The sequence below is a fragment of the Campylobacter curvus genome (genome assembly GCF_013372125.1).
Taxonomy (GTDB): Bacteria; Campylobacterota; Campylobacteria; order Campylobacterales; family Campylobacteraceae; genus Campylobacter_A; species Campylobacter_A curvus.
In genome coordinates this window covers 1,002,888-1,026,599 of record NZ_CP053826.1, presented here as the reverse complement: position 1 = coordinate 1,026,599, position 23,712 = coordinate 1,002,888, and the positions used below count along the sequence as shown (strand labels likewise).

At 47.1% G+C, this 23,712-nt stretch carries 23 protein-coding genes and 1 pseudogene; 12 read left to right on the top strand and 12 right to left on the bottom strand.

Annotated elements, in window-relative coordinates; genetic code table 11:
* Positions 1–85 precede the first annotated feature (85 nt).
* From CCVT_RS04950 to sdhE, 12 genes and pseudogenes are all read left to right on the top strand, one after another.
* Positions 86–2,281, top strand: coding sequence for an NADP-dependent isocitrate dehydrogenase (locus tag CCVT_RS04950; protein ID WP_018136314.1), 2,196 nt, complete (start codon positions 86–88; stop codon positions 2,279–2,281).
* Between the two features lie 3 nt (positions 2,282–2,284).
* Positions 2,285–3,178 (top strand): malate dehydrogenase, encoded by an 894-nt coding sequence (locus CCVT_RS04945; protein WP_018136313.1) that lies wholly within the window; start codon positions 2,285–2,287, stop codon positions 3,176–3,178.
* Positions 3,175–4,347, top strand: coding sequence for an ADP-forming succinate--CoA ligase subunit beta (sucC, locus tag CCVT_RS04940; protein WP_018136312.1), 1,173 nt, complete (start codon positions 3,175–3,177; stop codon positions 4,345–4,347). The genes CCVT_RS04945 and sucC overlap by 4 nt, the downstream gene beginning before the upstream one ends.
* The gene (gene sucD, locus CCVT_RS04935) at positions 4,344–5,216 is read left to right on the top strand and encodes a succinate--CoA ligase subunit alpha (RefSeq protein WP_018136311.1); all 873 of its coding nucleotides are present in this window, start codon (positions 4,344–4,346) and stop codon (positions 5,214–5,216) included. Before sucC ends, sucD begins: the two co-directional genes overlap by 4 nt.
* A gap of 9 nt (positions 5,217–5,225) precedes the next feature.
* Complete coding sequence (locus CCVT_RS04930) at positions 5,226–5,531, top strand: 4Fe-4S dicluster domain-containing protein (protein WP_011992299.1); 306 nt, start codon at positions 5,226–5,228, stop codon at positions 5,529–5,531.
* Position 5,532: 1 nt separating this feature from the next.
* The gene (locus CCVT_RS04925) at positions 5,533–6,675 is read left to right on the top strand and encodes a 2-oxoglutarate synthase subunit alpha (RefSeq protein ID WP_026175446.1); all 1,143 of its coding nucleotides are present in this window, start codon (positions 5,533–5,535) and stop codon (positions 6,673–6,675) included.
* On the top strand, positions 6,665–7,519 hold the full coding sequence (locus tag CCVT_RS04920) for a 2-oxoglutarate ferredoxin oxidoreductase subunit beta (RefSeq protein WP_018136309.1): 855 nt from the start codon (positions 6,665–6,667) through the stop codon (positions 7,517–7,519). Before CCVT_RS04925 ends, CCVT_RS04920 begins: the two co-directional genes overlap by 11 nt.
* Positions 7,516–8,067, top strand: a complete 552-nt coding sequence (locus tag CCVT_RS04915; protein ID WP_018136308.1) for a 2-oxoacid:acceptor oxidoreductase family protein — start codon at positions 7,516–7,518, stop codon at positions 8,065–8,067. The genes CCVT_RS04920 and CCVT_RS04915 overlap by 4 nt, the downstream gene beginning before the upstream one ends.
* Before the next feature lie 43 nt (positions 8,068–8,110).
* A complete protein-coding gene (locus CCVT_RS04910; RefSeq protein WP_018136307.1) occupies positions 8,111–8,596 on the top strand; it encodes a flavodoxin domain-containing protein in 486 nt (161 codons plus the stop codon).
* Positions 8,597–9,219: 623 nt separating this feature from the next.
* Positions 9,220–11,049: pseudogene (gene sdhA, locus CCVT_RS04905) on the top strand (8-methylmenaquinol:fumarate reductase flavoprotein subunit); the annotation flags it as partial.
* On the top strand, positions 11,046–12,011 hold the full coding sequence (gene sdhB / locus CCVT_RS04900) for an 8-methylmenaquinol:fumarate reductase iron-sulfur subunit (protein ID WP_018136306.1): 966 nt from the start codon (positions 11,046–11,048) through the stop codon (positions 12,009–12,011). The pseudogene sdhA and the gene sdhB, both read left to right, overlap by 4 nt.
* 3 nt (positions 12,012–12,014) lie before the next feature.
* Positions 12,015–12,872, top strand: coding sequence for an 8-methylmenaquinol:fumarate reductase membrane anchor subunit (sdhE, locus tag CCVT_RS04895; RefSeq protein WP_018136305.1), 858 nt, complete (start codon positions 12,015–12,017; stop codon positions 12,870–12,872).
* 149 nt (positions 12,873–13,021) lie between these two features.
* On the opposite strand, the gene CCVT_RS04890 is transcribed toward sdhE, so the two are convergent.
* The 12 genes from CCVT_RS04890 to flgA form a co-directional block, all read right to left on the bottom strand.
* Positions 13,022–13,696: a thiamine phosphate synthase gene (locus CCVT_RS04890; RefSeq protein ID WP_018136304.1), complete on the bottom strand. Its 675-nt coding sequence runs from the start codon at positions 13,694–13,696 to the stop codon at positions 13,022–13,024.
* Positions 13,689–14,843 carry a 2-iminoacetate synthase ThiH gene (thiH, locus tag CCVT_RS04885; RefSeq protein WP_018136303.1) on the bottom strand — a complete coding sequence of 385 codons (1,155 nt, stop codon included), beginning with the start codon at positions 14,841–14,843 and terminating at the stop codon, positions 13,689–13,691. The genes CCVT_RS04890 and thiH overlap by 8 nt, the downstream gene beginning before the upstream one ends.
* Positions 14,840–15,604 carry a thiazole synthase gene (locus CCVT_RS04880; RefSeq protein WP_018136302.1) on the bottom strand — a complete coding sequence of 255 codons (765 nt, stop codon included), beginning with the start codon at positions 15,602–15,604 and terminating at the stop codon, positions 14,840–14,842. The genes thiH and CCVT_RS04880 overlap by 4 nt, the downstream gene beginning before the upstream one ends.
* A 92-nt stretch (positions 15,605–15,696) precedes the next feature.
* Positions 15,697–16,548 carry a sulfur carrier protein ThiS adenylyltransferase ThiF gene (gene thiF, locus CCVT_RS04875; RefSeq protein ID WP_026175445.1) on the bottom strand — a complete coding sequence of 284 codons (852 nt, stop codon included), beginning with the start codon at positions 16,546–16,548 and terminating at the stop codon, positions 15,697–15,699.
* The gene (gene thiS, locus CCVT_RS04870; RefSeq protein ID WP_026175444.1) at positions 16,548–16,751 is read right to left on the bottom strand and encodes a sulfur carrier protein ThiS; all 204 of its coding nucleotides are present in this window, start codon (positions 16,749–16,751) and stop codon (positions 16,548–16,550) included. Before thiS ends, thiF begins: the two co-directional genes overlap by 1 nt.
* Positions 16,744–17,922 carry a pyridoxal phosphate-dependent aminotransferase gene (locus CCVT_RS04865; RefSeq protein ID WP_018136299.1) on the bottom strand — a complete coding sequence of 393 codons (1,179 nt, stop codon included), beginning with the start codon at positions 17,920–17,922 and terminating at the stop codon, positions 16,744–16,746. The genes thiS and CCVT_RS04865 overlap by 8 nt, the downstream gene beginning before the upstream one ends.
* Before the next feature lie 108 nt (positions 17,923–18,030).
* Positions 18,031–19,866: a biosynthetic arginine decarboxylase gene (speA, locus tag CCVT_RS04860; protein ID WP_009650414.1), complete on the bottom strand. Its 1,836-nt coding sequence runs from the start codon at positions 19,864–19,866 to the stop codon at positions 18,031–18,033.
* On the bottom strand, positions 19,859–21,091 hold the full coding sequence (gene hisS / locus CCVT_RS04855) for a histidine--tRNA ligase (protein ID WP_018136298.1): 1,233 nt from the start codon (positions 21,089–21,091) through the stop codon (positions 19,859–19,861). Before hisS ends, speA begins: the two co-directional genes overlap by 8 nt.
* Before the next feature lie 96 nt (positions 21,092–21,187).
* Positions 21,188–21,772 carry a dTMP kinase gene (tmk, locus tag CCVT_RS04850; RefSeq protein WP_018136297.1) on the bottom strand — a complete coding sequence of 195 codons (585 nt, stop codon included), beginning with the start codon at positions 21,770–21,772 and terminating at the stop codon, positions 21,188–21,190.
* A gap of 1 nt (position 21,773) precedes the next feature.
* Entirely contained in the window at positions 21,774–22,244 is a 471-nt protein-coding gene (gene coaD / locus CCVT_RS04845) for a pantetheine-phosphate adenylyltransferase (RefSeq protein ID WP_018136296.1), read from the bottom strand.
* Complete coding sequence (locus tag CCVT_RS04840) at positions 22,241–22,864, bottom strand: UbiX family flavin prenyltransferase (protein WP_018136295.1); 624 nt, start codon at positions 22,862–22,864, stop codon at positions 22,241–22,243. Before CCVT_RS04840 ends, coaD begins: the two co-directional genes overlap by 4 nt.
* Positions 22,861–23,667, bottom strand: a complete 807-nt coding sequence (flgA, locus tag CCVT_RS04835; protein WP_026175443.1) for a flagellar basal body P-ring formation chaperone FlgA — start codon at positions 23,665–23,667, stop codon at positions 22,861–22,863. The genes CCVT_RS04840 and flgA overlap by 4 nt, the downstream gene beginning before the upstream one ends.
* Positions 23,668–23,712: the final 45 nt, after the last annotated feature.

The following is a 23,712-nucleotide window of genomic DNA, read 5'->3' as shown; positions in this document are numbered from 1 at the left end:
AAAATATGCCCTAAAGCCTATCTTACAAGTGTTTTTAATCTAAAAAGTGATAAATTCTACAAATTTTATTTTGACAAGGTGAAAAATGAGCGATATCATCTGGACCAAGACCGACGAAGCCCCACTGTTTGCGAGCTATTCGTTATTTCCTATCGTGCAAAGCTTTTTGAAAAAGGGCGGCATAGAGATAGAGCAGGTGGATATATCGCTTGCGGGCAGGATACTGGCGGCGTTTGACGATATCTTGGACGACTCACACGAGGACGGACTGAAAATTTTAGGCGAGCTTACAGCCAGAAAAGAGGCGAACATTATAAAGCTGCCAAACATTTCAGCCACTATCCCGCAGCTAAACGCCGCTATCAGCGAGCTGCGCTCTCTTGGCTTCAATATACCGACCTATCCAAACGAGATAAAAAACGAAAACGATAAAAACGTAGCAAGCAGATACGCAAAAGTGCTTGGAAGTGCGGTAAATCCGGTGCTACGACAAGGAAATTCCGATAGGCGCTGCGTTGGTGCCGTAAAGGAATTTGCAAGATCAAATCCTCACGACATCGGCAAATGGAGCAAAGAGGTAAAAACACGGGTCGCTTATATGCAAAAGGGCGATTTCTACGCTAACGAACGCTCGATCATCAGTGAGCGAGACGATACGTTTTTTGTGAAATTTAAAGGCGAAGACGGCACGGAAAAAACGCTAAAAGAGCTTGAAATTTTACGAGGCGAGGTAGTGGACGCCACTTTTATGAGCGTAAAAGAGCTTGATAAATTTTACGAAAAAGCCTTTAAAGAGGCCAAGCGGCAAGGCTTGCTCGTGAGTCTTCATTTAAAAGCTACAATGATGAAAGTAAGCGATCCTGTCATATTTGCCCATGCTATTGAGGTGTTTTTTAAAGAGGCGTTCTTAGAATTTGGCGAAATTTTTGCAGATCTTGGTGTAAAAGCGCAAAACGGGCTAAAGGATATCTTCGCCAAAATTTCCAGCCTGAATGAGCCGCTTAGAGCAAAGATACTTGCGAAATTTGGTGAAATTTTAGATGATTCTGCCAGTCTTGCGATGGTAGATACTAGCCAGGGTATCACGAATTTTCACGTTCCAAACGACGTCATCATAGACGCCTCGATGCCCGCGATGATACGAAATTCAGGCAAGATGCGCGGCAAAGACGGCAAAGAGGAGCAAACGCTCGCTATCATCCCCGATCGCACCTACGCGACGCTTTATGAGGCGTGCATAGAAGAGCTAAAGGAAAACGGCGCGCTTGACGTGCGAACGATCGGCAGCGTCTCAAACGTCGGACTGATGGCTAAAAAGGCCGAGGAATACGGCAGTCACGACAAGACTTTCATCGCGCAAAGTGACGGAGAATTCATCGTTTCAAACAAAAATGGCGATGAAATTTTTAAATTTGGCGTGCAAAAGGGCGATATTTTTAGGATGACGCAGGCTAAGGACGATGCGATAGAGGCGTGGATAGATCTGGCTCTAAAGCGCGCCAAAGAGGCCAAAGAGCCGCTTATCTTTTGGCTAGACGGCGTTAGAGCGCATGATGCGAATCTGATAAAAAAACTTAAAAGACGCCTCGGTGAATTCGAAGCGGCAAAGATAAAATTTGAAATTTTAGACTATGCTGCGGCCTGCAAAAAGACGCTTGAAACGATCAGAAGCGACAAAAACGTCATAAGTGTGAGCGGAAATGTCCTACGCGACTATCTGACCGATCTTTTCCCGATCTTAGAGCTTGGCACAAGCTCAAAAATGCTCTCGGTAGTACCTCTTTTAAGCGGTGGAGCGATGTTTGAGACCGGTGCCGGCGGGACTGCGCCGATGCTGGCTAGAGATATGATCGCTAGCAACCACCTAGACTGGGACAGCCTGGGCGAATACCTAGCTCTCATCGCGTCGCTTGAGCATTTGAGCGCTAGCAGGGGCGACAAAAAGGCTGAAATTTTATCAAGGACGCTAAACGCCGCCGTCGCAGCCTATCTAAAAAACAACAGATCCCCAAAAAGCGGCGTCAAAAGCCCGGATACTCGAGCGAGCCATTTTTATTTGGCGCTTTACTGGGCTGATGAGCTGGCGCGAAACGGCGCCAAGCTGGCTATAAAATTTAGCCAAACAGCTAGAGATTTAAGCCAAAATGAGGCTAAAATTTTAAAAGAGCTTTGCGATGTGCAGGGCGTTAGCGTCGATTTTGGCGGGTATTTTATGCCGGATGAAACAAAGGCTGCGCAGATAATGCGCCCGAGTAAAATTTTAAATCAAATCATAGGATAAAACATGAAAATAAGTGTCATCGGAGCTGGAAACGTCGGTGCGAGCATCGCTTATGCGCTTGGTATGCGTGGAGTTTGCGACGAGATCGCGCTAGTGGATATTTTTGGCGATGTCGCGCGTGCAAAGGCGATCGATATCGCGCAAGCCGGCTGCGTATTTTGCGGCTGCTTGAGCGCGGCAGGTGGAGACGATTTTGCGCTGATAGAGGCTAGCGACATCGTCGTGGTGACCGCCGGAAGCCCCAGAAAAGAGGGGCAAACCAGAGAGGATCTGCTGCTTAAAAATGCGCAAGTCGTAAAGCAAACGGCTCAAAATATCGCGAAATTCGCACCAAATGCTATCGTCATCATCGTGACAAACCCGCTTGATGTCATGGTCTGGACAGCGCTAAGATACAGCGGCTTTGATAGATCGCGCGTCATAGGCATGGCAGGCGAGCTTGATAGCGCGAGATGTCGCTACGAGATCGCCTGCCTAAAGGACATCAGCGCCAAAGATGTGAGCGCCAAGGTGCTAGGAGCACACAACGACAAAATGATAGTCTCGGCTAAAAATTTAAATCAAAATTTAAGCCCGCTGGAGCTTGAAAAGATAAAGCAAGAGACCAAAACCGGCGGTGCAAAGATAGTGAGGCTGCTTGGCACGTCGGCGTATTACGCACCGGCTGCTGCGGTAGTCAAGATGTGCGAGGCGATAAAAAATAACAGCGATGAAATTTTAGCTGCGAGTGTGATTTTGTCAGACGAGCTTGCATGCGGAAGGCTGGTAAAGCTCTCAAAAAGCGGCCTAAAGGAAATTTTGCCTCTAAATTTAGAGGACGAGGAGCTAGACGAGCTTGAAGCGAGCGAGGCTGAGATCAGCGCGAATATCAGGTTTTTAAAAGAAAATTTAGCATGAATATCCACGAATTTCAGGCCAAGGAAATTTTAAAACGATACGGCGTAAATGTCGCAAAAGGCGCAGTGGCTGAAAATTTAGAGCAGGCGAGTGAAATTTTAAACGATCTTGAAGGCGAGATTTTTGCCCTCAAAGCGCAGATACATGCCGGTGGGCGCGGTTTGGCCGGCGGCGTGAAGATAGCGAGCTCTCGCGAGCAGGCGATACAGTTTGCATCAAAGCTGCTAGGCATGACGCTCATCACGCCTCAAACGCCTAAAAACGGGATATTGGTGCGTAAAATTTATATCGAGGAGGGGCTAAATTTCAAACAAGAAATTTACCTCAGCCTCGCCTTTGACAGAAATAGCGAAAAAATCAGCCTCATCGTCTCTAAAGACGGCGGTGTCAGCATCGAAGAGACCGCCAAACAAAACCCGCATCTCATAAAAACCATAAGCATCGACCCACAGATCGGACTTTGCGGCTTTCACACCAAAGAGCTCATAAATTTCTTACAGATCGATAAAATTTTATGGAGCAAGCTAGATACGCTGCTGCAAAATCTTTATAAAATTTACATCTTTAAAGACGCGAATTTAATAGAGATAAACCCTCTCGTGCTGACGCAAGATGATGAATTCTACGCACTTGATGCAAAGATGAGCTTTGATGATAGCGCGCTCTTTCGTCATGAGGACATCAGGGCCTTAAACGACGAGACTCAAACCGACGCTAGCGAAAACGAAGCCAAGGAGCAGCGTCTAAACTACATCAAGCTTGAGGGTAGCGTGGGCTGCGTGGTAAATGGAGCGGGGCTTGCCATGGCTACGATGGATATCATCAAAGAGCTTGGCGGTGAGGCGGCAAATTTCCTAGACGTAGGCGGTGCGGCGACAGGCGAGGGCGTAGCGAAGGCTTTTAGGCTGATTTTAAACGATCGGCGCGTGAAGGTGATATTTGTAAATATATTTGGCGGTATCGTTCGCTGCGACCGTATAGCTGCGGGCATCATCGAGGCTTGCCAAAGCACGCCGCTTGGTGTGCCTGTGGTCGTGAGGCTTGATGGCACGAACGCTAAAGAAGCGCTTGATATGCTAAAAAATTCCTCCCTGAAGGGGCTGCATACGAGCGGCGATCTATTTGAGGGAGCAAGGCTGGCTGTCATGCTCGCAAAGGGCGAAAAATGAGTATATTGATAGATAAAAGCACGCGTGTCATCGTGCAGGGCATCACGGGCAAGGAGGGTAGCTTCCATACTCAAAGCTGCATGGACTACGGCACGCAGATAGCTGCCGGCGTGACGCCGTTTAAAGGCGGACAGACGCATCTTGGCGTTAAAATTTATAACACCGTGAAAGAGGCCAAAGACGCTAGCGGGGCGGATGCTAGTATGATATTCGTGCCGGCCGGCTTTTGCAAAGACGCTATCATCGAGGCTGCGGACGCGGATATAAAGCTATGCGTCGTCATAACCGAGCATGTGCCGGTGCTTGACATGCTCGCTGCAAAGGCCTATGCGAACAAGCGCGGCATGAAGATCATAGGGCCAAACTGTCCGGGCGTCATAAGCGCCAACGAGTGCAAGCTAGGCATCATGCCAAGCGCAGTGTTTAAAAGAGCGAGCCTAAATATCGGTATCATCTCAAAGTCAGGCACTCTCACATACGAAGCGGCAAATCAAATTTGCGAGCAAGGATATGGTATCTCGACAGCCATCGGTATCGGCGGAGACGCGGTGATTGGCATGGCTTACGATGAAATTTTGCCCCTTTTTGACGAGGACGAGGACACTAGGGCTGTCGTGATGATAGGCGAGATAGGCGGTGAGCTCGAGAGTAGAGCCAGTCAGATCATTGAAAATTTCAAAAAGCCCATCGTCGCTTTCATAGCCGGTGCCAGTGCGCCCGAGGGACGTAAAATGGGACATGCCGGAGCGATAATAAACTCCAAAAACGCGAGTGCAAAGGCTAAATTTGAAGTCTTGAAAGTAGCCGGCGCTCATATCGTCACGAATCCCGCAAAAATAGGCGAAAAACTAAAAGAGATATTAGGATGAGGAAAATTTATGATCGTTAGAGATGATGTGGCCGTTTGGGTCGACGAGAGCAGGTGTAAGGCCTGTGACGTGTGCGTGAGCTACTGTCCTGCGGGCGTGCTGGCTATGAGGTTAGAGCCTCACGCCGTGCTTGGCAAGATGATAGAGGTAGTCTATCCGGGCGCCTGTATAGGCTGTCGCGACTGTGAGCTTCACTGCCCCGATTTTGCGATCTATGTCGCCGAGAAAGGTTTTAAATTTGCCAAACTCACAAGCGAGAGCAAAGAGCGAGCCGAGGCGGTCAAGGCAAATAAATTTGCAAAGCTGGGGGAGTGAGATGAGAGAGATCATATCGACGGGAAACGCCCTGGTAGCAAGGGCTGCGGTCGAATGTGGCTGTAATTTCTTCGGCGGATATCCTATCACGCCAAGCAGCGAGGTAGCGCACGAGCTAAGCGTGCTTTTGCCAAAATTTGGCGGCACGTTCATACAGATGGAGGACGAAATCGCCGGTATCTCGGTCGCTCTTGGCGCTGCGATGAGCGGAGCAAAGACGATGACGGCCAGCTCAGGTCCTGGTATCTCTTTAAAAGCCGAGCAGATCGGACTTGGCTTCATCGCTGAAGTGCCCTTGGTCATCGTAAACGTCATGCGCGGCGGACCATCGACCGGGCTGCCTACGCGTGTATCTCAAGGCGACGTGCTTCAGGCAAAGACGCCAAGCCACGGCGACATAAATATGATCGTGCTGGCTCCTTCTAGCCTAGAAGAGTGCTATAAATTCACTGTTCAGGCCTTCAACCTAGCCACTCGCTTTATGACGCCAGTGATGCTACTACTAGATGAGACGATCGGCCATATGCAAGGCAAGGTTGTCTTACCTGAAATTTCAGAGCTTGAGATCTGGCATAAGGCTGAATTTACAGGCGACGTAAAAGAGTATAAGCCCTATGCGATCAGCGAGGATAAGCCCGCGGTCTTAAACCCGTTTTTCAAGGGATATCGCTATCACATCACGGGGCTTCATCACGGCGAGACGGGCTTTCCGACCGAGGATGGCGTCATCGTGGATAAAAATATCAAACGCCTTTTCAATAAAATCAATCTACACACGCACGAGATAGAAGCGAGTGAAAATTTCATGCTAGATGACGCGCAAATTTGCATCATCGCCTACGGCAGCGTCGCTTTAAGTGCAAAGCAAGCGGTGCTGAATTTACGCGCACGCGGCGTCAAGGCCGGACTGTTTAAGCCTATATCGCTCTTTCCCGCTCCAAGTGCGAAGCTAAAAGGGCTAGCGGCAAAATTTAGTAAAATTTTGGTTTGCGAGCTAAATTTAGGCCAATATAGCGGCGAAATTTCAAAGATCATCTTGCGAGATGATTTTGCCAGGCTCTTAAAAGCAAACGGCAGACCGCTCAGCCCAAGCGAAATAGAGGCGAAAATAATGGAAATTTTAGGAGATAGCGATGGCTTTTGATTACGATAAATATCTGCGAACGGACAAGATGCCTACGCTTTGGTGCTGGGGATGTGGCGACGGCGTGATACTAAAAAGCATGATCCGCGCGATCGACGCCGTAGGCTGGGATATGAACGATGTCTGCGTGGTCTCTGGCATAGGCTGCTCGGGGCGCTTTAGCTCGTATGTGGATTGTAACACGATCCACACCACACACGGCAGAGCCATCGCCTATGCCACAGGTGTGAAGCTGGCAAACCCCGATAAACACGTGATCGTGATAACAGGAGACGGCGATGGGCTGGCTATCGGGGGCAACCATACGATCCACGGCTGTAGGCGTAATATCGGGCTAAATCATATCCTGATAAACAACTTCATCTATGCGCTCACAAACTCTCAAACCAGCCCGACCACGCCTCGCGGGATGTGGACGGTCACGGCGCAATACGGCAACATCGATCCAAGCTTTGATGCGTGCAAGCTGGCGACTGCCGCCGGAGCGACCTTTGTAGCGCGCGGTAACGTCATAGAGCCAGAAAAGCTCACAAAGCTTTTCGTGCAAGGCTTTAAACACGACGGATACAGCTTTTTTGACGTATTTTCAAACTGCCATATAAATTTAGGCCGCAAAAATAAAATGGGCGAGGCGGTGCAAAATTTGGAGTGGATCAAGAAGTGCACGATGAATAAAGCTAAATTTGACGCTCTGACGGATGATGAGAGGGCACAGCTTGGCGAGATTTACCCGCTTGGCGTGCTTCATGAAGATACCGGCAAAACCGAATACACAAAAGCCTACGCAAAGGTCATAGCAGCTGCACGTGACGGCGTGAAGATCGATTTTAAGGAGCTGGCGTGAAAAAGCAACTTAGGTTCGTCGGTGTGGGCGGTCAGGGCGTCATCCTGGCGGGTGAAATTTTAGCCGCGGCAAAGATAAAAGAGGGCGGGTACGGTGTAAAGGCATCGACTTATACCTCGCAGGTGCGTGGAGGCCCGACGAAGGTCGATATCATCTTAGATGAAAAGGAAATTTTATATCCTTACGCGAACGAGGGCGAGATAGACTTTATGCTAGCGACCGCGCAGACTAGCTATAACCTCTTTAAAGATGGCGTAAAAGATGGCGGTGTGATCGTCGTCGAGCCAAATTTAGTCACTCCTAGCGACGAGGACAAAAGGCGCTGGAAAATCTATGAGATCCCGATCATCTCGATCGCAAAAGACGAGGTCGGCAACGTCATCACCCAAAGCGTAGTCGCTCTTGGCGTAGCCGTCACGATGAGCGAGTGCATGGACGCAGACGCGGTCAAAAACGAGATGCTCTCATCGGTGCCACCAAAGGTGCGCGAGGCGAACGAAAAGGCCTATGAGCTAGGCATAAAATACGCAAAACAGTGTCAAATTTAAGCTAAACGGAGTAAAATACTCTTTTATTTTCAAAGGAGAAACGATGAGTAAAATAGGAATTTTCTACGCCACAGGCAAGGGCGATACGCAAAAAACTTGCGAGTATCTGGCGTCTAAACTGGGAGCTGAAATTTTGCCGGTAAAAGACGTCGGTAGCGAGGATTTTTTAAAATTCGATCTTTTGATACTAGCAAGCCCTAGTTATGGGTTTGGTGAGCTTCAAAAGGACTGGGAAGCAAAGCTAGAGACGCTCAAAAATACCGATCTAAGCGGCAAAAAGGTAGCCATACTAGCCGTGGGCAATCAAGAGCGTCATCCTGATAGCTTTTGCGGCGGTGCGGTCGAGTTTCTGCCATGCATCAAAAAAGCCAAACTGATCGGAGCTACACCAAATGATGGCTATAAATTCGATCATTCGCAGTCTTTCATAAACGGGAAATTCATCGGTCTGGCTATTGATACCAAAGGCGATGCAGCTTACGAAGCAAGGCTGGAAAAATGGGCGAAGCAACTAAAAGCCGAGCTTTGATTTATTTATAGCCGGTTGATTTACCGGCTATAAATTTTATAATGTTTTAATAAGCACTAAGCAAAATCTTACTATTTATTTGCCCACTCGCTCCCGCACAAAATCTCATGAAAAAATCATCTTTCACATAGTCTGTCATTTATGATAGTTTCTGAAATTTTATAAAAAAGATAAAATTTTTATATTTATAGACACATTAAGAGAAGTCTAATAATTTGATTAGAATTTATTATAAAATCATGCTATATACGGTATTTATCGATTATCTTATATTATTTGATACTGAATACCAAAAACGTAAAATTTTAAAATTTAAAAATATATAATTTTATATAAAAGCCTAAATACAAGCAATCCATATTAAAATTTTTGAAATTTACTCTCATATCAATTAACTTATCTTTTTGATAAAACCTTAAGTAAATTTACTGTAATATCCAAACCTTAGTTGTAAAGATTAATTTTTAAAAAAAATATAATTTTTATGATGTGAAATTTCAAAGGAGCTGGTGGGTCGATTTAAAATTCTAAAAAAGGTGAAGATGGCATTTGTCAAGCGGTGCATAAAGCGATTTTATGCTTGTATTTTTATTTTGATTTAATAGGAAATATCAATGAGTTAACAATTTACCAGAAGAGAATTTCTACAAACAGCCTGTATTAGCGTTAGCGCATTAGCCGCTAGCTCTAGTGCGACGAGTGTCCTAGCGGCTGATATGCCAAAAGGTAACGAGGGCGGCCTTCCATCTTGCGACGTGCTAGTCATAGGCTCTGGCGGCGCCGGACTTCGTGCAGCCGTGGCCGTAAGGAAAAATAACCCGAATTTAACCGTTGTCGTGGCGACTAAGATGATGCCTTCAAGAAATGCGACCTGTATGGCGGAGGGCGGCATCAACGGCGTTACTGATTTTAGCAACGGCGACTCATACAAGCTTCATGCCTATGACACCGTAAAGGGCGGTGCATATCTAGTCGATCAAGACGCCGCTTTGAAATTTTGCGAGCTAGCCGGTAAGGCGATATTTGACATGGACTACATCGGTACTTTATTTTCAAGGACCGATAAAGGCGGCGTGGCTCAACGCTTCATGGGTGGCGCATCTAAAAAGCGCTGCAACTACTCAGCCGATAAAACCGGACATATCCTCATGCACGCCTGTCTTGACGAGGCTATCAGTAACGGCGTGAAATTTTTAATGGATCACGAGCTCCTTGAGATCGGTGTAGATGAGGGCAAATGTGAGGGCGTCGTGCTTCGCAATATCCAAACCGGTGAAATTTACCCTGTGCTTTGCAAGGCTCTAGTCGTTGCGACCGGCGGATACACGAGGATCTTTTATAACCGCACATCTACCCCGTATATCGCGACCGGAGACGGCGTAGCAGCCGCTCTTAGAGCAGGACTTGGCTTTGAAGATCCAGAGATGCTTCAGTTTCACCCTACAGGTGTAGCAAACGGCGGAACACTCATAACAGAGGCGGCTCGCGGCGAGGGCGGATACCTTTTAAACAACAAAGGCGAACGCTTTATGAAAAACTACCACGAAAAAATGGAGCTAGCTCCTCGTGACGTAGTGGCTCGTGCGATAGAGACCGAGATCCGCGAGGGTAGGGGATACGGCGAAGGGCTTGGCTCGTATGTTTTGATCGATGTTCGTCACCTTGGTAAAGAAAAGATCATGAAGTCCCTTCCAAAGATCAGGCACATAGCGCTTCTTTTCCAAAATATCGACCTTGTGGAGCAGCCGGTTCCTATCCGTCCGACAGCTCACTACTCGATGGGCGGCATAGAAGTAGTCAAGATAGACGATATGAGCACCAAGATACCAGGGATCTTCGTCGGCGGCGAGGCCTCTTGTATATCTATCCACGGCGCTAACCGTTTAGGAGGAAATTCTCTGACTGATGCGGTGGTCACCGGTAGGCTTGCCGGCATGGGAGCTACGAACTATGCAAAAGACGCTACGTTTGGCAAAGGCGAGAGGACTAAACAGCTAGCTAAAATGTGGCAGGATAAATTTAAAGAGATAGCAAACGGTAGCGGAGAAGTGCATGAGATGTATACCCTTCGCGAGGAGCTTGGTAAACAAAACTGGGACAATATGGGTATCTTTAGGACCCAAGCTCAGCTTGACGCTTTATCAGCCGCTCTTGAAGATATAGAGGCTAGATATAAAAATATCCGCATCCCTGATAATAACTCGGTTATGAATACTGCATTCACAGACTATGTCGAGCTTGGAAATTTGATCCTTTTGTCTCGCTGCGCATGTTTGGCCGCACAAAATCGCCATGAAAGCCGCGGCGCTCACACCAGAGAGGACTATCCAAAGCGCGATGATGTAAATTTCTTGAAACACAGCATCGTAAATTTAAAAGATGGCAAACTAGAGCTTAGCTATAAGCCTGTCGTTGTTACCGAGTTCCCACTTGACGGAAGGAAACCACAATGAAAATAATCATAGACCGCTTCAACGGAAAAGAAAAATATCAAAAAGAATACACTCTAACTAGCGAGGAGATCGCGGGCAAGACCTTGCTTTCAGTCTTGCTTTTGATAAAGCAAACCAAAGACATCACGCTAAATTTCACCGCCTCTTGTCGATCTGCGATATGCGGAGCTTGTGCTGTTAGAGTAAATGGACATTCATATCTAGCCTGTGATACCAAGATGGAGGAGCTCTTAAAAGAGTATGACAACCCTGATACCATCAGGATCTCGCCTCTTGGCAACTTTAGAGTGATATCAGATCTCATAGTAGACTGGGAGCCTTCGATTGAAAATTTACGTAAAATTCGTCCGACGATAGTTCCAAAGAGCGAATTTTCACCGGAAAAAGGCTGTAAGCAAACTCAAGCGGAATTCGATCGTATCAGCAAGCAATGGGACTGCATCCTATGCGGCAGCTGCGCTTCCGAGTGTAATAAGCTAGAAGCTGACAGCAGCGACTATATGCAGCCTTTTGTATTTACTCACGCATGGCGTGCCGCCGACGACTCACGCAGCAAAGATCCTATGATACACGTAAAACCAAGCGTCACTAACGGGCTTTGGATGTGCGTGCATTGCCAAGAGTGCGCCGATCGCTGTCCAAAAGGCATAAGCGCGGCTGACGATATCGCTAGCCTTAGAGTGATGGCACAAAGAAACGGTCTAAAAGACGGCACAGGCCCTGCTCACGCAGAGGCGTTTTATACCGACCTCGTCGACGGATCGGGCCGCTTGAACGAAATTTACCTTGCGCTTCGCTCGGAGGGCGTGATAGGCTCGGTCGGCAAAACCGATATCGCGTTTAACCTCATGCTAGCAGGCAAGATGAATCCGCTTCATATATTTGGCGAGGAGGAGATCGAGGGACACGAAGATCTAGTTAAAATGATAAAAGCAGCACAAGCAGCTGCTAGCAAGGAGTAGTTTATGCAAAATGAATTCGCTTTTTTCCCGGGCTGCGTACTGTCTCAAGCTGCAAAAGAGGCTAAGATGTCTCTTGAGGCGATCGCCCCTATACTTGGTATGAAACTTCACGAGATAAAGGGCTGGAGCTGCTGCGGGGCTTCTCAAGCACAAGACGTCGATCCTATCGCGACACTTGTAGCAAACGCTAGAAACATAGCGCTTGCCGAGCAGATGAAAATGCCGATGCTGACTACTTGTAGTACATGTATGCTGACCCTAACTCGCGCTAAAACTACACTCGATAAGGGTGCAAAAGATCGCATAAACACCTTCCTGGCAGAGGGAAATATGAAATACGAGGGCTCAAACGAGATAACTAGCCTTCTTTGGGTGCTTTATCAAAATGTTGAAAATTTAAAAAGCAAAGTCGTCAAACCGCTTTCAAATTTAAAGGTCGCTTTGTTTTACGGCTGTCATAGCCTAAGACCTGAAAAGGCGTTTGATAACAGGGAAAGCTCTGTAAATCCAAAGAGCTTTGAGACTGTCGTGAGTGCACTTGGCGCTACTATCGTGCCATTTGAAAAGCGCCTTGACTGCTGTGGCTTTCACGCATCTTATCCGGCTGTAAATTCCGTCAAGAAAATGTCTAGCCAAATAGTAAACAACGCCAGCGAAAACAAAGCCGACTGCGTCGTCACGCCTTGTCCGCTTTGCCAAATGCAGCTTGACATCTATCAAGAAAGATACCAAGACTTCACGGGCTCAAGCGCAAGACTACCGATCATCCACCTATCTCAGCTAGTAGGCCTGGCACTTGGCCTTTCTAAAGAAGATCTGGGGCTTGATTACAATATCGTAGACGCTACAAAGATAGCCTAAATTTCGCACCACACGGAGCTTTCCGTGTGGTTTTACGTAAAATAATACATAAAATTTAGCATTTTATCTTTCAATATATGTTTTAGGCTTTATAAGGAGTGAAGCACCGCACTCGCCCTTTGCCTACGCTTAAATTTCGCAGATATGCGTCATACCAAAGTATCCGCCAAGAAGCCATTTATAAATTCTCTCTCGTTTTCGCATCTCATCGCTTCGCTCATGAGGCAGATCCCGTCTGCTCCCACGTCAAGCACGGAGCGAAAATTCAGCTTATTTATCCCGCCTAGTGCGTAGATCTGCCTATCGACGCGAGCTTTTATCTTTCGTATCAGAGCCAGTCCTTTTGGTTTTAGACCAGCCTTACAAGAGGTCGCAAAGATATGAGAGGCGATCAGGATATCTGCAAATTTAGCTGAAATTTCGGCCTGAGCCAGGTCGTGAGCGGGGCCGTAGATTTTAGGAGCAGGGCTTGCGGCTGTAAATTTAGTCGCCATATCTTTAAAATCTTTAAATTTGATAAAATTTAGCCCGAATTTATCGCTCGTATCACTAAAATTTTGCAAAAGATCTATCTGTGCGGATGTCAGCCAAAAGGAGCTTTTTAGCTCGCAAGCGACGTTAAAGAATTGATTGATGATAAATTCTCGCCCGAATTTATCGCAGATTTGCTTCACGCTGATGGCAAGCGTGCGAAATTCCTCCTCATTTAAAAATTTCGCACGGAGCAAAACGGCGTCCGCTCCAGCCTCGCAAAACCCGGCTACACGCCCTAAAAGATCGCCTTTAGCAAGCTTGGGATCAGCGATTATCAAAATTTTAAACATAGATGTATTCGCTCATCAGCGGCTCGAGTCCTTGGGCTTTTATCATTTTATAGACCTCATTAACAGAGCGAGCATCCTCGATCTCAAACTGCTCGTCGCCCTTTTTCTCTTTCGAATGCGCGCCGATGCCGACATTTACGCCGGCGCTGATTTTATTTGCGGCGATCTTTATGGCGTTATCGCGAAAGAGCGCTCGCTCACGCGTGGAGATCGTGATGCTGGCTGTTGGCATGAAGATCCTATAAGCGCAAATGACTTGCAAGAGCTCTCTTTCATGCACATCGCGCGGATTTATGCGGGAGTTGTTGATGATAGGGCGAAGTCTCGGGCAAGAAAAGGCGATCTCTGCGTGCGGATATTTTTTTTGCACGAGTGAGGCGTGAAGCCCGGTCGCAAAGGCATCTAGCCTAAAGTCGTCAAGCCCCAAAAGCGCGGCAAAGCCCACGCCTCTCATGCCGCCCATCAGTGCGCGCTCTTGTGCGTTTAGACGGTAAGGAAATATCCGCTTGTTGCCTGCAAGGTGCAAGCGCTCGTATTTTGCGGGGTTATAGGTCTCTTGAAAAACCGTAACGTAGTCTACGCCGCTTTCATGAAGTAGGGTGTAGTCACTGGAATTTAGCGGATAGACTTCGACGCCGACTACTTTAAAATAGCGCTTTGCCAAGGCGCAAGCCCTCGCGATATAAGCGACGCTCGAATTTTCCTCGCTCTCGCCTGTCAATATCAAAATTTCCTCAAGCCCGCTTTTTGAAATTTCTGCAAGTTCGCTTAAAATTTCATCCTCATCAAGCTTGGCTCGCTTTATCTTATTTTGCGAGTTAAAGCCGCAGTAGACGCATAGGTTGTCGCAGTGGTTGGCTATGTAAAGGGGTGTGAAGAGGTTGATATTGGCTCCGAAATTCGCTCGCGTCTTTTGCATGCTAAGGTGCGCGATCTCTTCTATAAAATCGCCAGCCGCCTGGCTAAGTAGGGCTTTAAAATTTTCTAACGTGCAAATTTTAGCGTTTAAAGCAGCCCTCACGTCCTCGGCGGTGAAAATTTCTGGTTTAAATTTCGCTCTTTCTTGCAAAATTTCGTTCATTATCTCATCGCCGATGTCTTGCATGTGCGGGAGCAAGGCCATATGGTCGGTTTTGCTAAATTTCATCGCCCTAAAAATCCAGTCAGCGGCGAGCTGGCTTCGGCAGCCGTTTTCACTCGGCCCAGACCCGCCAGAAATGCGCTCCTGCCGGCCTTTATCGCCGCGCCGAATGCTCGCGCCATGAGCGGGATATCTTTTGCCGTTGCGATGGCCGTGTTTGCCATTATCGCGGCTGCACCCATTTCCATGGCTTCACACGCTTGCGATGGACGACCGATGCCGGCGTCTACGATGACTGGCGTATCCAGCTCGTTTATCAAAATTTCGATGATGTTTTTAAAGACTAGACCTTGGTTTGAACCAATCGGTGCGCCAAGAGGCATCACGCAAGCGGCTCCAGCGGTGAGCAAAGCCCTAGCGGCGTTTAGCTCGGGGTAAAAATACGGCATCACGACAAAACCCTCGTCAGCTAAAATTTCAGCCGCTTTTATCGTTTCGTTATTGTCCGGAAATAAAAATTTCGAGTCGGTTATGATCTCTATTTTTATGAATTCCCCGCATCCTAGCTCACGCGCGAGCCTAGCGATACGCACCGCTTCGTCCGCATTTCTCGCACCGCTCGTGTTTGGCAAGAGAGTGACGCCTTTTGGTATGAAATCAAGTATGTTCCTGTCTTTGCTCTCGTTCACGCGGCGAAGCGCCAGAGTGATCATCTGCGCACCGGCCTCGTTCACAGCGGCGTTTATGAGCTCGTGGCTGTATTTGCCCGAGCCCAAAATGAAACGGCTATCAAATTCCTTGTGCGCTAGCTTGAAGCTGTCGTTCATTATCTGCCTTTAAAATTTTGTCTTAGGATAGCAAAACGGGGTTTAATGTTTTGTAAAATTTAAGATCAAGCGGGCAGGGCTAGGCTTCTAGCTCACGCCTCAAGCCCCATCAGTAGCCGAATAGCCAAATTCGCCTCATGGTTTGCGCAGATCGCTACGCGCGGTGCCATCAGCCCTTGACCGACCTTAGCCTCGTTCGTTAGGTCGCCGCAGAGATAGACGTTTTTGGCAAATTTCGTCGTTTTTATAAGGTTTGAGCTAAAGTGCCCCGCCATACCTGAAGCACAGATGATCTGCTTGTCTTTTAGGCTGGCACCAGCTTCATTTACCATCATCGTCTTGCCGATGACATTGTCAAAGGCCTCGCAGATGATAGTGCAGGGCGCAAATACGCTAGCAACGTTTTTAGCATCCAAGAAAACATCGTGCGTGACGACCTCGACGAAAGGATTGACATCGGCTATCAGGCTTTTTAGCGCCTCGGTCTTTTTCATGCCGATGTGACGCACGAAGTATTGCTGGCGGTTTAAATTACTAGGCTCGACTACGTCAAAGTCTGCGAGCACGAGCTTTGCCACGCCTACACGAGCTAGGCTGAGCGCGATGTTTGAGCCAAGCCCGCCAAGCCCGGCTACGCCTATGCAGGCCTTTTGCAAGGCGGAATTCAGCTCAGGCGAGTTTCTGGCTGCGATCATGCTTTTTAAAATTTCAGCGCTTGGCATAACGCCGCGCTTTATAAACACGATATTTGCGCCGTCATTTATGGGCGCGTTGTCTTTTATTGCAAAGCCGTCCACTATAAAAATGTCAGGCTCGCTTGCGTTAAATTTACTCAAAAATTTTAAAATTTCGCTACTAGCGTCATCAAAAATTTCATGCTTTAAGGCGTTTAGATCGTCCGCTAAAACGCTGAAATTTCGTCCGTTTATCGTTACATTTTTCATCATCCACCACCTACGAATTCGACCACTTCGTATCGCTCGCCACCACTCATCATCGTATCTTGCCAGCTGGTTTTGGCTAAAATTTCGCCGTCTCTTTCAAGGGCGATAAATTTCATATCAAAGCCAAGCGAGGCTAAAAATTCCTGCACGCTCATATCGTGCTCAAGCTTTAAAATTTTGCCGTTTAGGCTAACTTCAATCATCAATCTTGTAGCTTTTTACGAATTCATTTATACGCTCGATCGCCCTCTTGATGCTCGCAGTATCAGTCGCAAAGGATATCCTAAAATATCCCTCCATGCCAAAGCCCACGCCGGGGACAGTGGCGACCTTGCCTTCTTCAAGCAGTCTTTTACAAAATCTCATCGAGTCGGCGTCCACGTTTTTGCAGTTTACGAACAGATAAAACGCTCCGTCCGGAGTTTTGACGCTAAGGCCATTTATCTCGTTTATCATCTTTACAGCGATGTCGCGGCGTCCTTGATACTCTTTCCTCATCGCTTCGATATCTGCGTCGGTCTCTCCTAAAAGCGACGGGATGGCGCCTGCTTGGACTATCGAGGCGATGTTGCTCGTGCTTTGACTTTGAAGCTTTTTCATCGCGGCGTTTAGCTCGTTCATAGGGCTTGCCACGTAGCCAAAGCGCCAGCCCGGCATCGCTCCGCATTTACTTAGGCCGTTGATAGTGACCGTGCGCTTGAACAGATCCTCGCTCACGGCACCCACAGAGACGAATTCTTTATCATAGACCACTTTTTCATAAATTTCATCGCTGGTGATGATGGTGTCAGTGCCTTTTAGCACTTCGCCAAGAGCGGCTATCTCCTCGCGGGAATAAAGCGCTCCTGTCGGGTTTGTCGGGTGGTTTAAAGATAAAATTTTAGTTCGCGGGCTTATGGCTTTTTTAAGCTGCTGAGGAGTGATCTTAAAGTCCGTGCTCTCGTTCGTCTCTATGAAAACCGGCTTACCGCCGCAAAATTTCACGATCTCGGGGTAGCTCACCCAGTAAGGTGATGGCACGATCACCTCGTCGCCTTCGTCTACAAGAGCTTGAAAGACGTTAAATAGCGAGTGCTTTGCGCCGACGTTCGTTACGATCTGGCTTGGCTCGTAGTTTAGTCCGTTATCTCGTTTTAGCTTTATAGCGATCGCTTTTAAGACCTCCGTGGTGCCAGGGACGGGCGTATATTTGCCACAACCCCTATCAAGTGCCGCTTTGACCGCATTTTTGATAGCTGTTGGCGTATCAAAGTCCGGCTCGCCTGCCGATAAGCTGATCACATCGATGCCTGCGGCTTTCATATCTTTGGCTCTGGAGCTGATCGCGATCGTTATAGACTCGCTTAATGTCTGCATTCTTTTGGCTAAAACCATCTATTTTCCTTGTAAAAATTTCAGTAATTTTATAACAACCAAGCTTCTTGACGGCGCAAAAATTTAAAATTTAGCATCGCCTTTTTACGCTCGTGTTTCGATAAGTAATCAGTTTATTGTTTTTAAATAGCTATTGTCGTTTAAAAACAGATAAAGCTCGCCTAAAACCTGCTTCTTTTGGGTATCGTTTATGAGTTCTGATTTCTCTAGGCGCTCGTTTAGAGTGTCTTGGATCTCGTAAACATCGTAGTCCATGTCCTCCATGATGTCAAGTATCGACTGACTTTCGAGCAGGTCTTTTATCTCGTATCCTTGCGGAGTGAGCTCGATCGTAGCTTCGGTCGGGTGAGTGAAGAGGTTGTGCTTCATACCAAGTACCTCTTGATACGCTCCAACCAGGAAAAATCCCAAGAAATAATCCTCTTTTTCGACATCCACATCGTGAAGCAAGAGAGGGTTCGTCTCGTCGTTGTAGCTTATCTCACCGTCGCTATCGCACGTGATGTCCCAGATGGAGGCCGGTAAAGTAGGGCGCTCATCGAGCCTGTCAAGCGGCATGATAGGGAAATTTTGTTTTAGTCCCCAAAAATCAGGCAAGCTTTGAAATATCGAGAAATTTACGAGATAGCGCTCCTGCACCTCTTTTTGTATCTTTTCAAGGTCACTGGAGTTGCTTTTGTTTCCTAGCATCACGACAGCCTTTTTGCCTATCAGACGCAGTAGGACTTCGGCGTTTGAGCGATCTTGCAGATCGACATATCCAAGGTCAAAGAGCGTCAGTACGCTTTCTGTGTGGTGGATCGCGTCGTGCAGGTATTCTAGGGCGTTTGAGGGCTTTATGGAGTTGTAAAGATCGATCAGCTCGGTTATCAAATTCGGGTTATTTTTCTTTAAATTCAGCTTTTCCTCGGTATATTCTTGTGAAAAGAGCTCTAAAACAGGGGCTACCAAAAGCGCATGAGAGGCCGAGATGAAGCGGCCGGACTCGATGAATATATCGGGCTGGATCTCCTTTTTTTGCTCGGTTATCGTTTTTAGCATATAAACGACGTCGTTTGCGTATTCGTTTAGCGTGTAGTTGCGACTACTGGCCTCTTTAAACTGCGAATACTCTATCGCCAGACCGCCGCCTAAATTTATGGCTTTTAGATTCGTAGCGCCCATTTTCCTTAGCTCGGCATAGATGTTTCCCGCTTCTATGAGTGCCTTTTTGAGCGGGTGGATCTCGCTGATCTGAGAGCCGAGGTGAAAGTGTATCATTGTGAAATGATCGAGTAAATTCGCCTTTTTTAGCATATTCACAGCTTCGATGAGCTCGGTCGATGTTAGGCCAAATTTCGAGTGTATGCCGCCGCTTTTCGCCCAGATGCCGGCACCCGTGGAGTGTAGTCTGATGCGTAGGCCTATTTTTGGCTTTGGCTTGAAGCGCTCCTTTGCTGTGGCGATGATCGCCTCAAGCTCGTTTAGCCCCTCGATCGTGAGCGTTATGTTATGCCCCATCTCGGCTGCGATGAAGCCTATGTTTATGAGCTCTTTGTCTTTAAAGCCGTTTACGGTTATGGGCGCACCGTCGTTGTTGTAGGCCATCGTGAGTAGCAGCTCGGCCTTGCTGCCCGCCTCGAGCCCGTAGTTGTAGGGCTTGCCAAGGCTTGTGAGGTTTTTTACGAAGCCAGGGTATTGATTGACCTTAAGCGGAAAAACAGCGTTAAATTTGCCCTCGTAGGCAAACTCTTTTTTCGCCTTTGCAAAGCTCGCGTGTATCTGCTCGATCTGCTTTTGTATGAGGTGCGGGAAGCGCAGCAGTAGCGGTCCTCGATATCCGTCGTCTCTTATCTCTTTTACGATGTCGATGATCGCCGGTTTACTGGCTGAATTTATGCAGACCTTGCCGTTTTCTATTATGAAATTTGAATTTCCCCAGATACTAAGTCCAAAATCATTCACCGCTAAGCTCCTTTTCAAGATCGTCTAAATTTATCGTTTTCTCGGTCTTTGTGAGTAAATTTTTATACCAAATTTGATCGCTCTTCATCTCGTTTTCACCAAGGCAAAGGAAAATTTTAGCGCCTTTGCTATCGGCATTTTGCAGATGCTTTTGCAGTTTTTTCGCCTCGTAGCTTATTTCTACTTTAAATTTTCGCCTCAAAGCGATGCCAAGCTCATAGACGAAGTCTAAATTTCGCTCGTCCATAGCGCAAAGATATATGCCCTCACGCTCTTTGTCACGCTCGCCGATGATCTCCATTATGCGCTCTATACCCATCGCAAAGCCCACTCCGTAGCTAGCCTTTCCGCCTAGATACTCGACTAGTCTGTCATATCTGCCGCCTCCTGCGACCGCACTTTGCGAGCCGATCTCGTTGCTGATGAATTCAAACGCCGTTTTACAGTAATAATCAAGCCCGCGCACAAGCTTAGGATCTATCTCGTAGCTGACGCCGTTTGCCTTTAAAATTTGCTTTAATCTCTCAAAATCAGCCGCCGCTTCAGGACTGAGGCTATCTATCATCAAAGGGGCGTTTTTGTAAATTTCTTGACATTTCTCGACCTTGCAGTCAAGCACGCGGATAGGGTTCGTAGCCTTTCTGCGCCTGCAATCCTCGCAAATTTCACCCTCATGAGCGTCTAGGAATTTAAGCAGTTTAGCTCTATAAGCGCTCATAGAATTCGCATCTCCGAGGGAATTTATCTTAAGCGTGGTCTTGATGCCAAGATGAGTGAAAATTTCGTTTATCATCAAAATGATGCTCGCATCCTCATAGACGCTGGCCTCGCCAAAGCACTCTACGCCAAACTGATGAAATTCGCGCAAGCGACCCTTTTGCGGACGCTCGTAACGAAACATCGAGCCGTGGTAAAAGCATCTATGCACACCGCCGGCACGATCTAGCTTTGCCTCGATAAATGCGCGCACGACGCCGGCCGTGCCCTCCGGACGCAAGCAAACGTCGTTTTCGCCTTTGTCGATGAACTGATACATCTCCTTGCCCACGATATCGCTGCTTTCCCCGACGCTTCTTTTAAAAAGTATCGTCTCCTCAAGGTGCGGTGTGAAGATCTGCTTGTATCCGTAGTTTTTCGCCACGCTTTCGCATACTTTGACGATGTATTCGTAAAGTTCGCTTCGTGGCGGCAGCATGTCTTTCATACCGCGAAGTGCCGTTATCATTGCGTTTTCCTTTAAATTTAGTTTTTATTTTGAAAGCTTCGTAAGATTCGACTGCGCTAAATAAAATAACACCCTTACTAAAACTTTTTATTTTACTCAAAATTTTATAAAATTTTCTATCTTTGCATTTATCGTCGCTATATCCTCGCTAGCATCGATGTGAAGCACGTTAAATTTATGAGCTTTAAGCACCTCTTTCATACACTCTTGCACCTTTAAAAGATACTTCAGTCCGCGAGCTTCTATCGCGTCTGTCAGACCGCGCGAGCTCAGGCGTTTTTTGATGAGGGCCTCGCTAGCTTCGAAAAATACGATCTTGTCGGCAAATTTGCCCTCAAGCGCAAAGGAATTTAGCCAAAGCAGATCGTCTATTTTAAGCGAAGCGTCGTTTGCCAAGGCGTAGGCGACGCCGGAGACGAAGCCTCTATCACTAAGGATGAGCCTACTAGAATTTGGCTTTATCATCTTTTGATAGTGCTCGGCGCGATCGGCTAAAAATAGCAAAATTTCAGCTCTCGCACTTAGTTTAAAATCCCCTCCGAGCAAAATTTCTCTTAGCTTTTGGCCGATCTTCGTGCCGCCCGGCTCTTTTGTGACGAAAGAATTCTCATGCGCACGCGCTATCATCTCTATCTGCGTACTTTTGCCCACTCCGTCTACGCCTTCAAACAAAACATACATTTTAGTCCTTTAAGAGTGAGAAAATTTGACTGGGGACGAGGGCGCTCACGTCGCCTTCATGGCGTAAAACGGAGCGCACTATCGAGCTTGAGATGAAAGCGTTTTTGAGGCTTGGCATCAGATAAACCGTCTCAAATTCGCTCCAAAGGGCGGCGTTGGCGTAGCCGATCTGAAGCTCGTATTCAAAGTCGCTGACCGCTCGAAGCCCTCTGATGACGGTATTTATCTCGTGCGACTTTGCAAAATCAACGAGCAGATTGTCAAAGCCCTCGACACTTACGTTTTTTAGCCCCTCTACCGAGCGCTCTACCATCGTCACGCGCTCATCAAAGCCAAACATCGGGTTTTTGCTGTCGCTTTTTGCCACGGCCACGATGACGCGGTCAAAGATTTTCACGGCGCGCTTGATGACGTCTAGATGGCCGTTTGTTATAGGATCAAACGTGCCAGGATAGATGCATGATCTTTTCAAATTTTCCACCTTTTATAAATTTCGTTTTCGATGCCAAGCGCGTCAAGCCACTTGCCGATAATAAAATTTTGCATATCGCTAAGAGTATCTGCATGCGCATAATACCCTAAAATAGGGGGTGCTATGATGACACCAAGCTCGCTTAGCTCGCTCATTTGACGAAGCGAAATGGTAGAAAAGGGCATCTCGCGCACGCCAAGCACCAGCCTTTTGCGCTCCTTTAACATCACTGCCGCGGCTCTAGTGATGAGCGTATCGGCCAGCCCGCATGAGATCTTGGCTAGGGTGTTGATGGAGCAGGGGGCGATCATCATCGCATCAGCCCCAAAAGAGCCCGAAGCAAGAGCCGCACCGATGTCCTCGTCATCATAAAATTTAGCATTCGGGCTTCTAAAAACAGTGTCTAAATTCAAAGCATTGTTTAAACTGGCGCTACTTGCCAAGACTATGCCCTTTTTGCTGTGAGTGTCCAGGATTATGCCCATTTCATCGTTTAAAACACGCATCGCATTTTTACTGATGACACAGTGGATCTCGCAAAATTTAACGGCTGTTTTTAGAAAGTCAAAGCCCAAACATACGCCGCTGGCGCCAGTTATCGCCACGATCACTTTTTTCATCTTAAGGTCACCTGATTTTTCCCCGACACGCTAGCCGGTAAAATTTTATTATCTTTCGTGCGAATTTTGATTATATCGCCTAAATTTCCGTCCTCAAGCGCTCTGACCTCGACTATCACGCTAAGCCCGCCATCGTTTAGCACGGCGTTTAGGATGTCGCCTCTTTTTACGAGCGACATGGCTGAAAATTGCCTTTGTGAGAGCACTTCGCCGGCTTTTATGGCAGTCCTCGCGACCAGCCTTGAGGAGGGCATGCTTGAAAACATATCTTTTTGATATTTTTCAAATTCTATGTAGCTTGACTGATAGTCCGTTAGGCTTAGGATATGGTTATGTTCTATCTTATTTATCGCGATGAATACGGGCATTTTGGCTCTAAAAGAGTATTTGAAAAAAAGGCTTTTGGAGGTGAGATCGGGCTGCTCGAACGACGCACGAAATACGCCTTTTGAGCTGTCTTGACCGCTTATGAATACATTTTGCAGCTTCAGCTCGTTAAAATTTTCAGGCAGCCTGACCTGCGGCTCGATGATTAGCTCTTTTATGCTGATACCTTCAAATTCGTCGCTGATAGCTTTTAAAAACTGCATTTGCACCGTATCCATGAGCGAGCAGTCGCTTACAAATACGACATTGCCGCCGCTTTTATCTTTATATGTTTTAAAATTTGCAGTCAAAATTTCATGTAGCTTTTTGGTTTCTATCTTTGCGGCTTTTTTGCCTTCAAGATTTAAAATTTCGTTGTTTTCGCCCTCAAAGCCGAATGTATAAAGTGAAATTTTATCACTATCGACGCAATACATCGGATAAATGCTGATTTCAGAGGAAAAGGCTTTTAGAGAAAATAA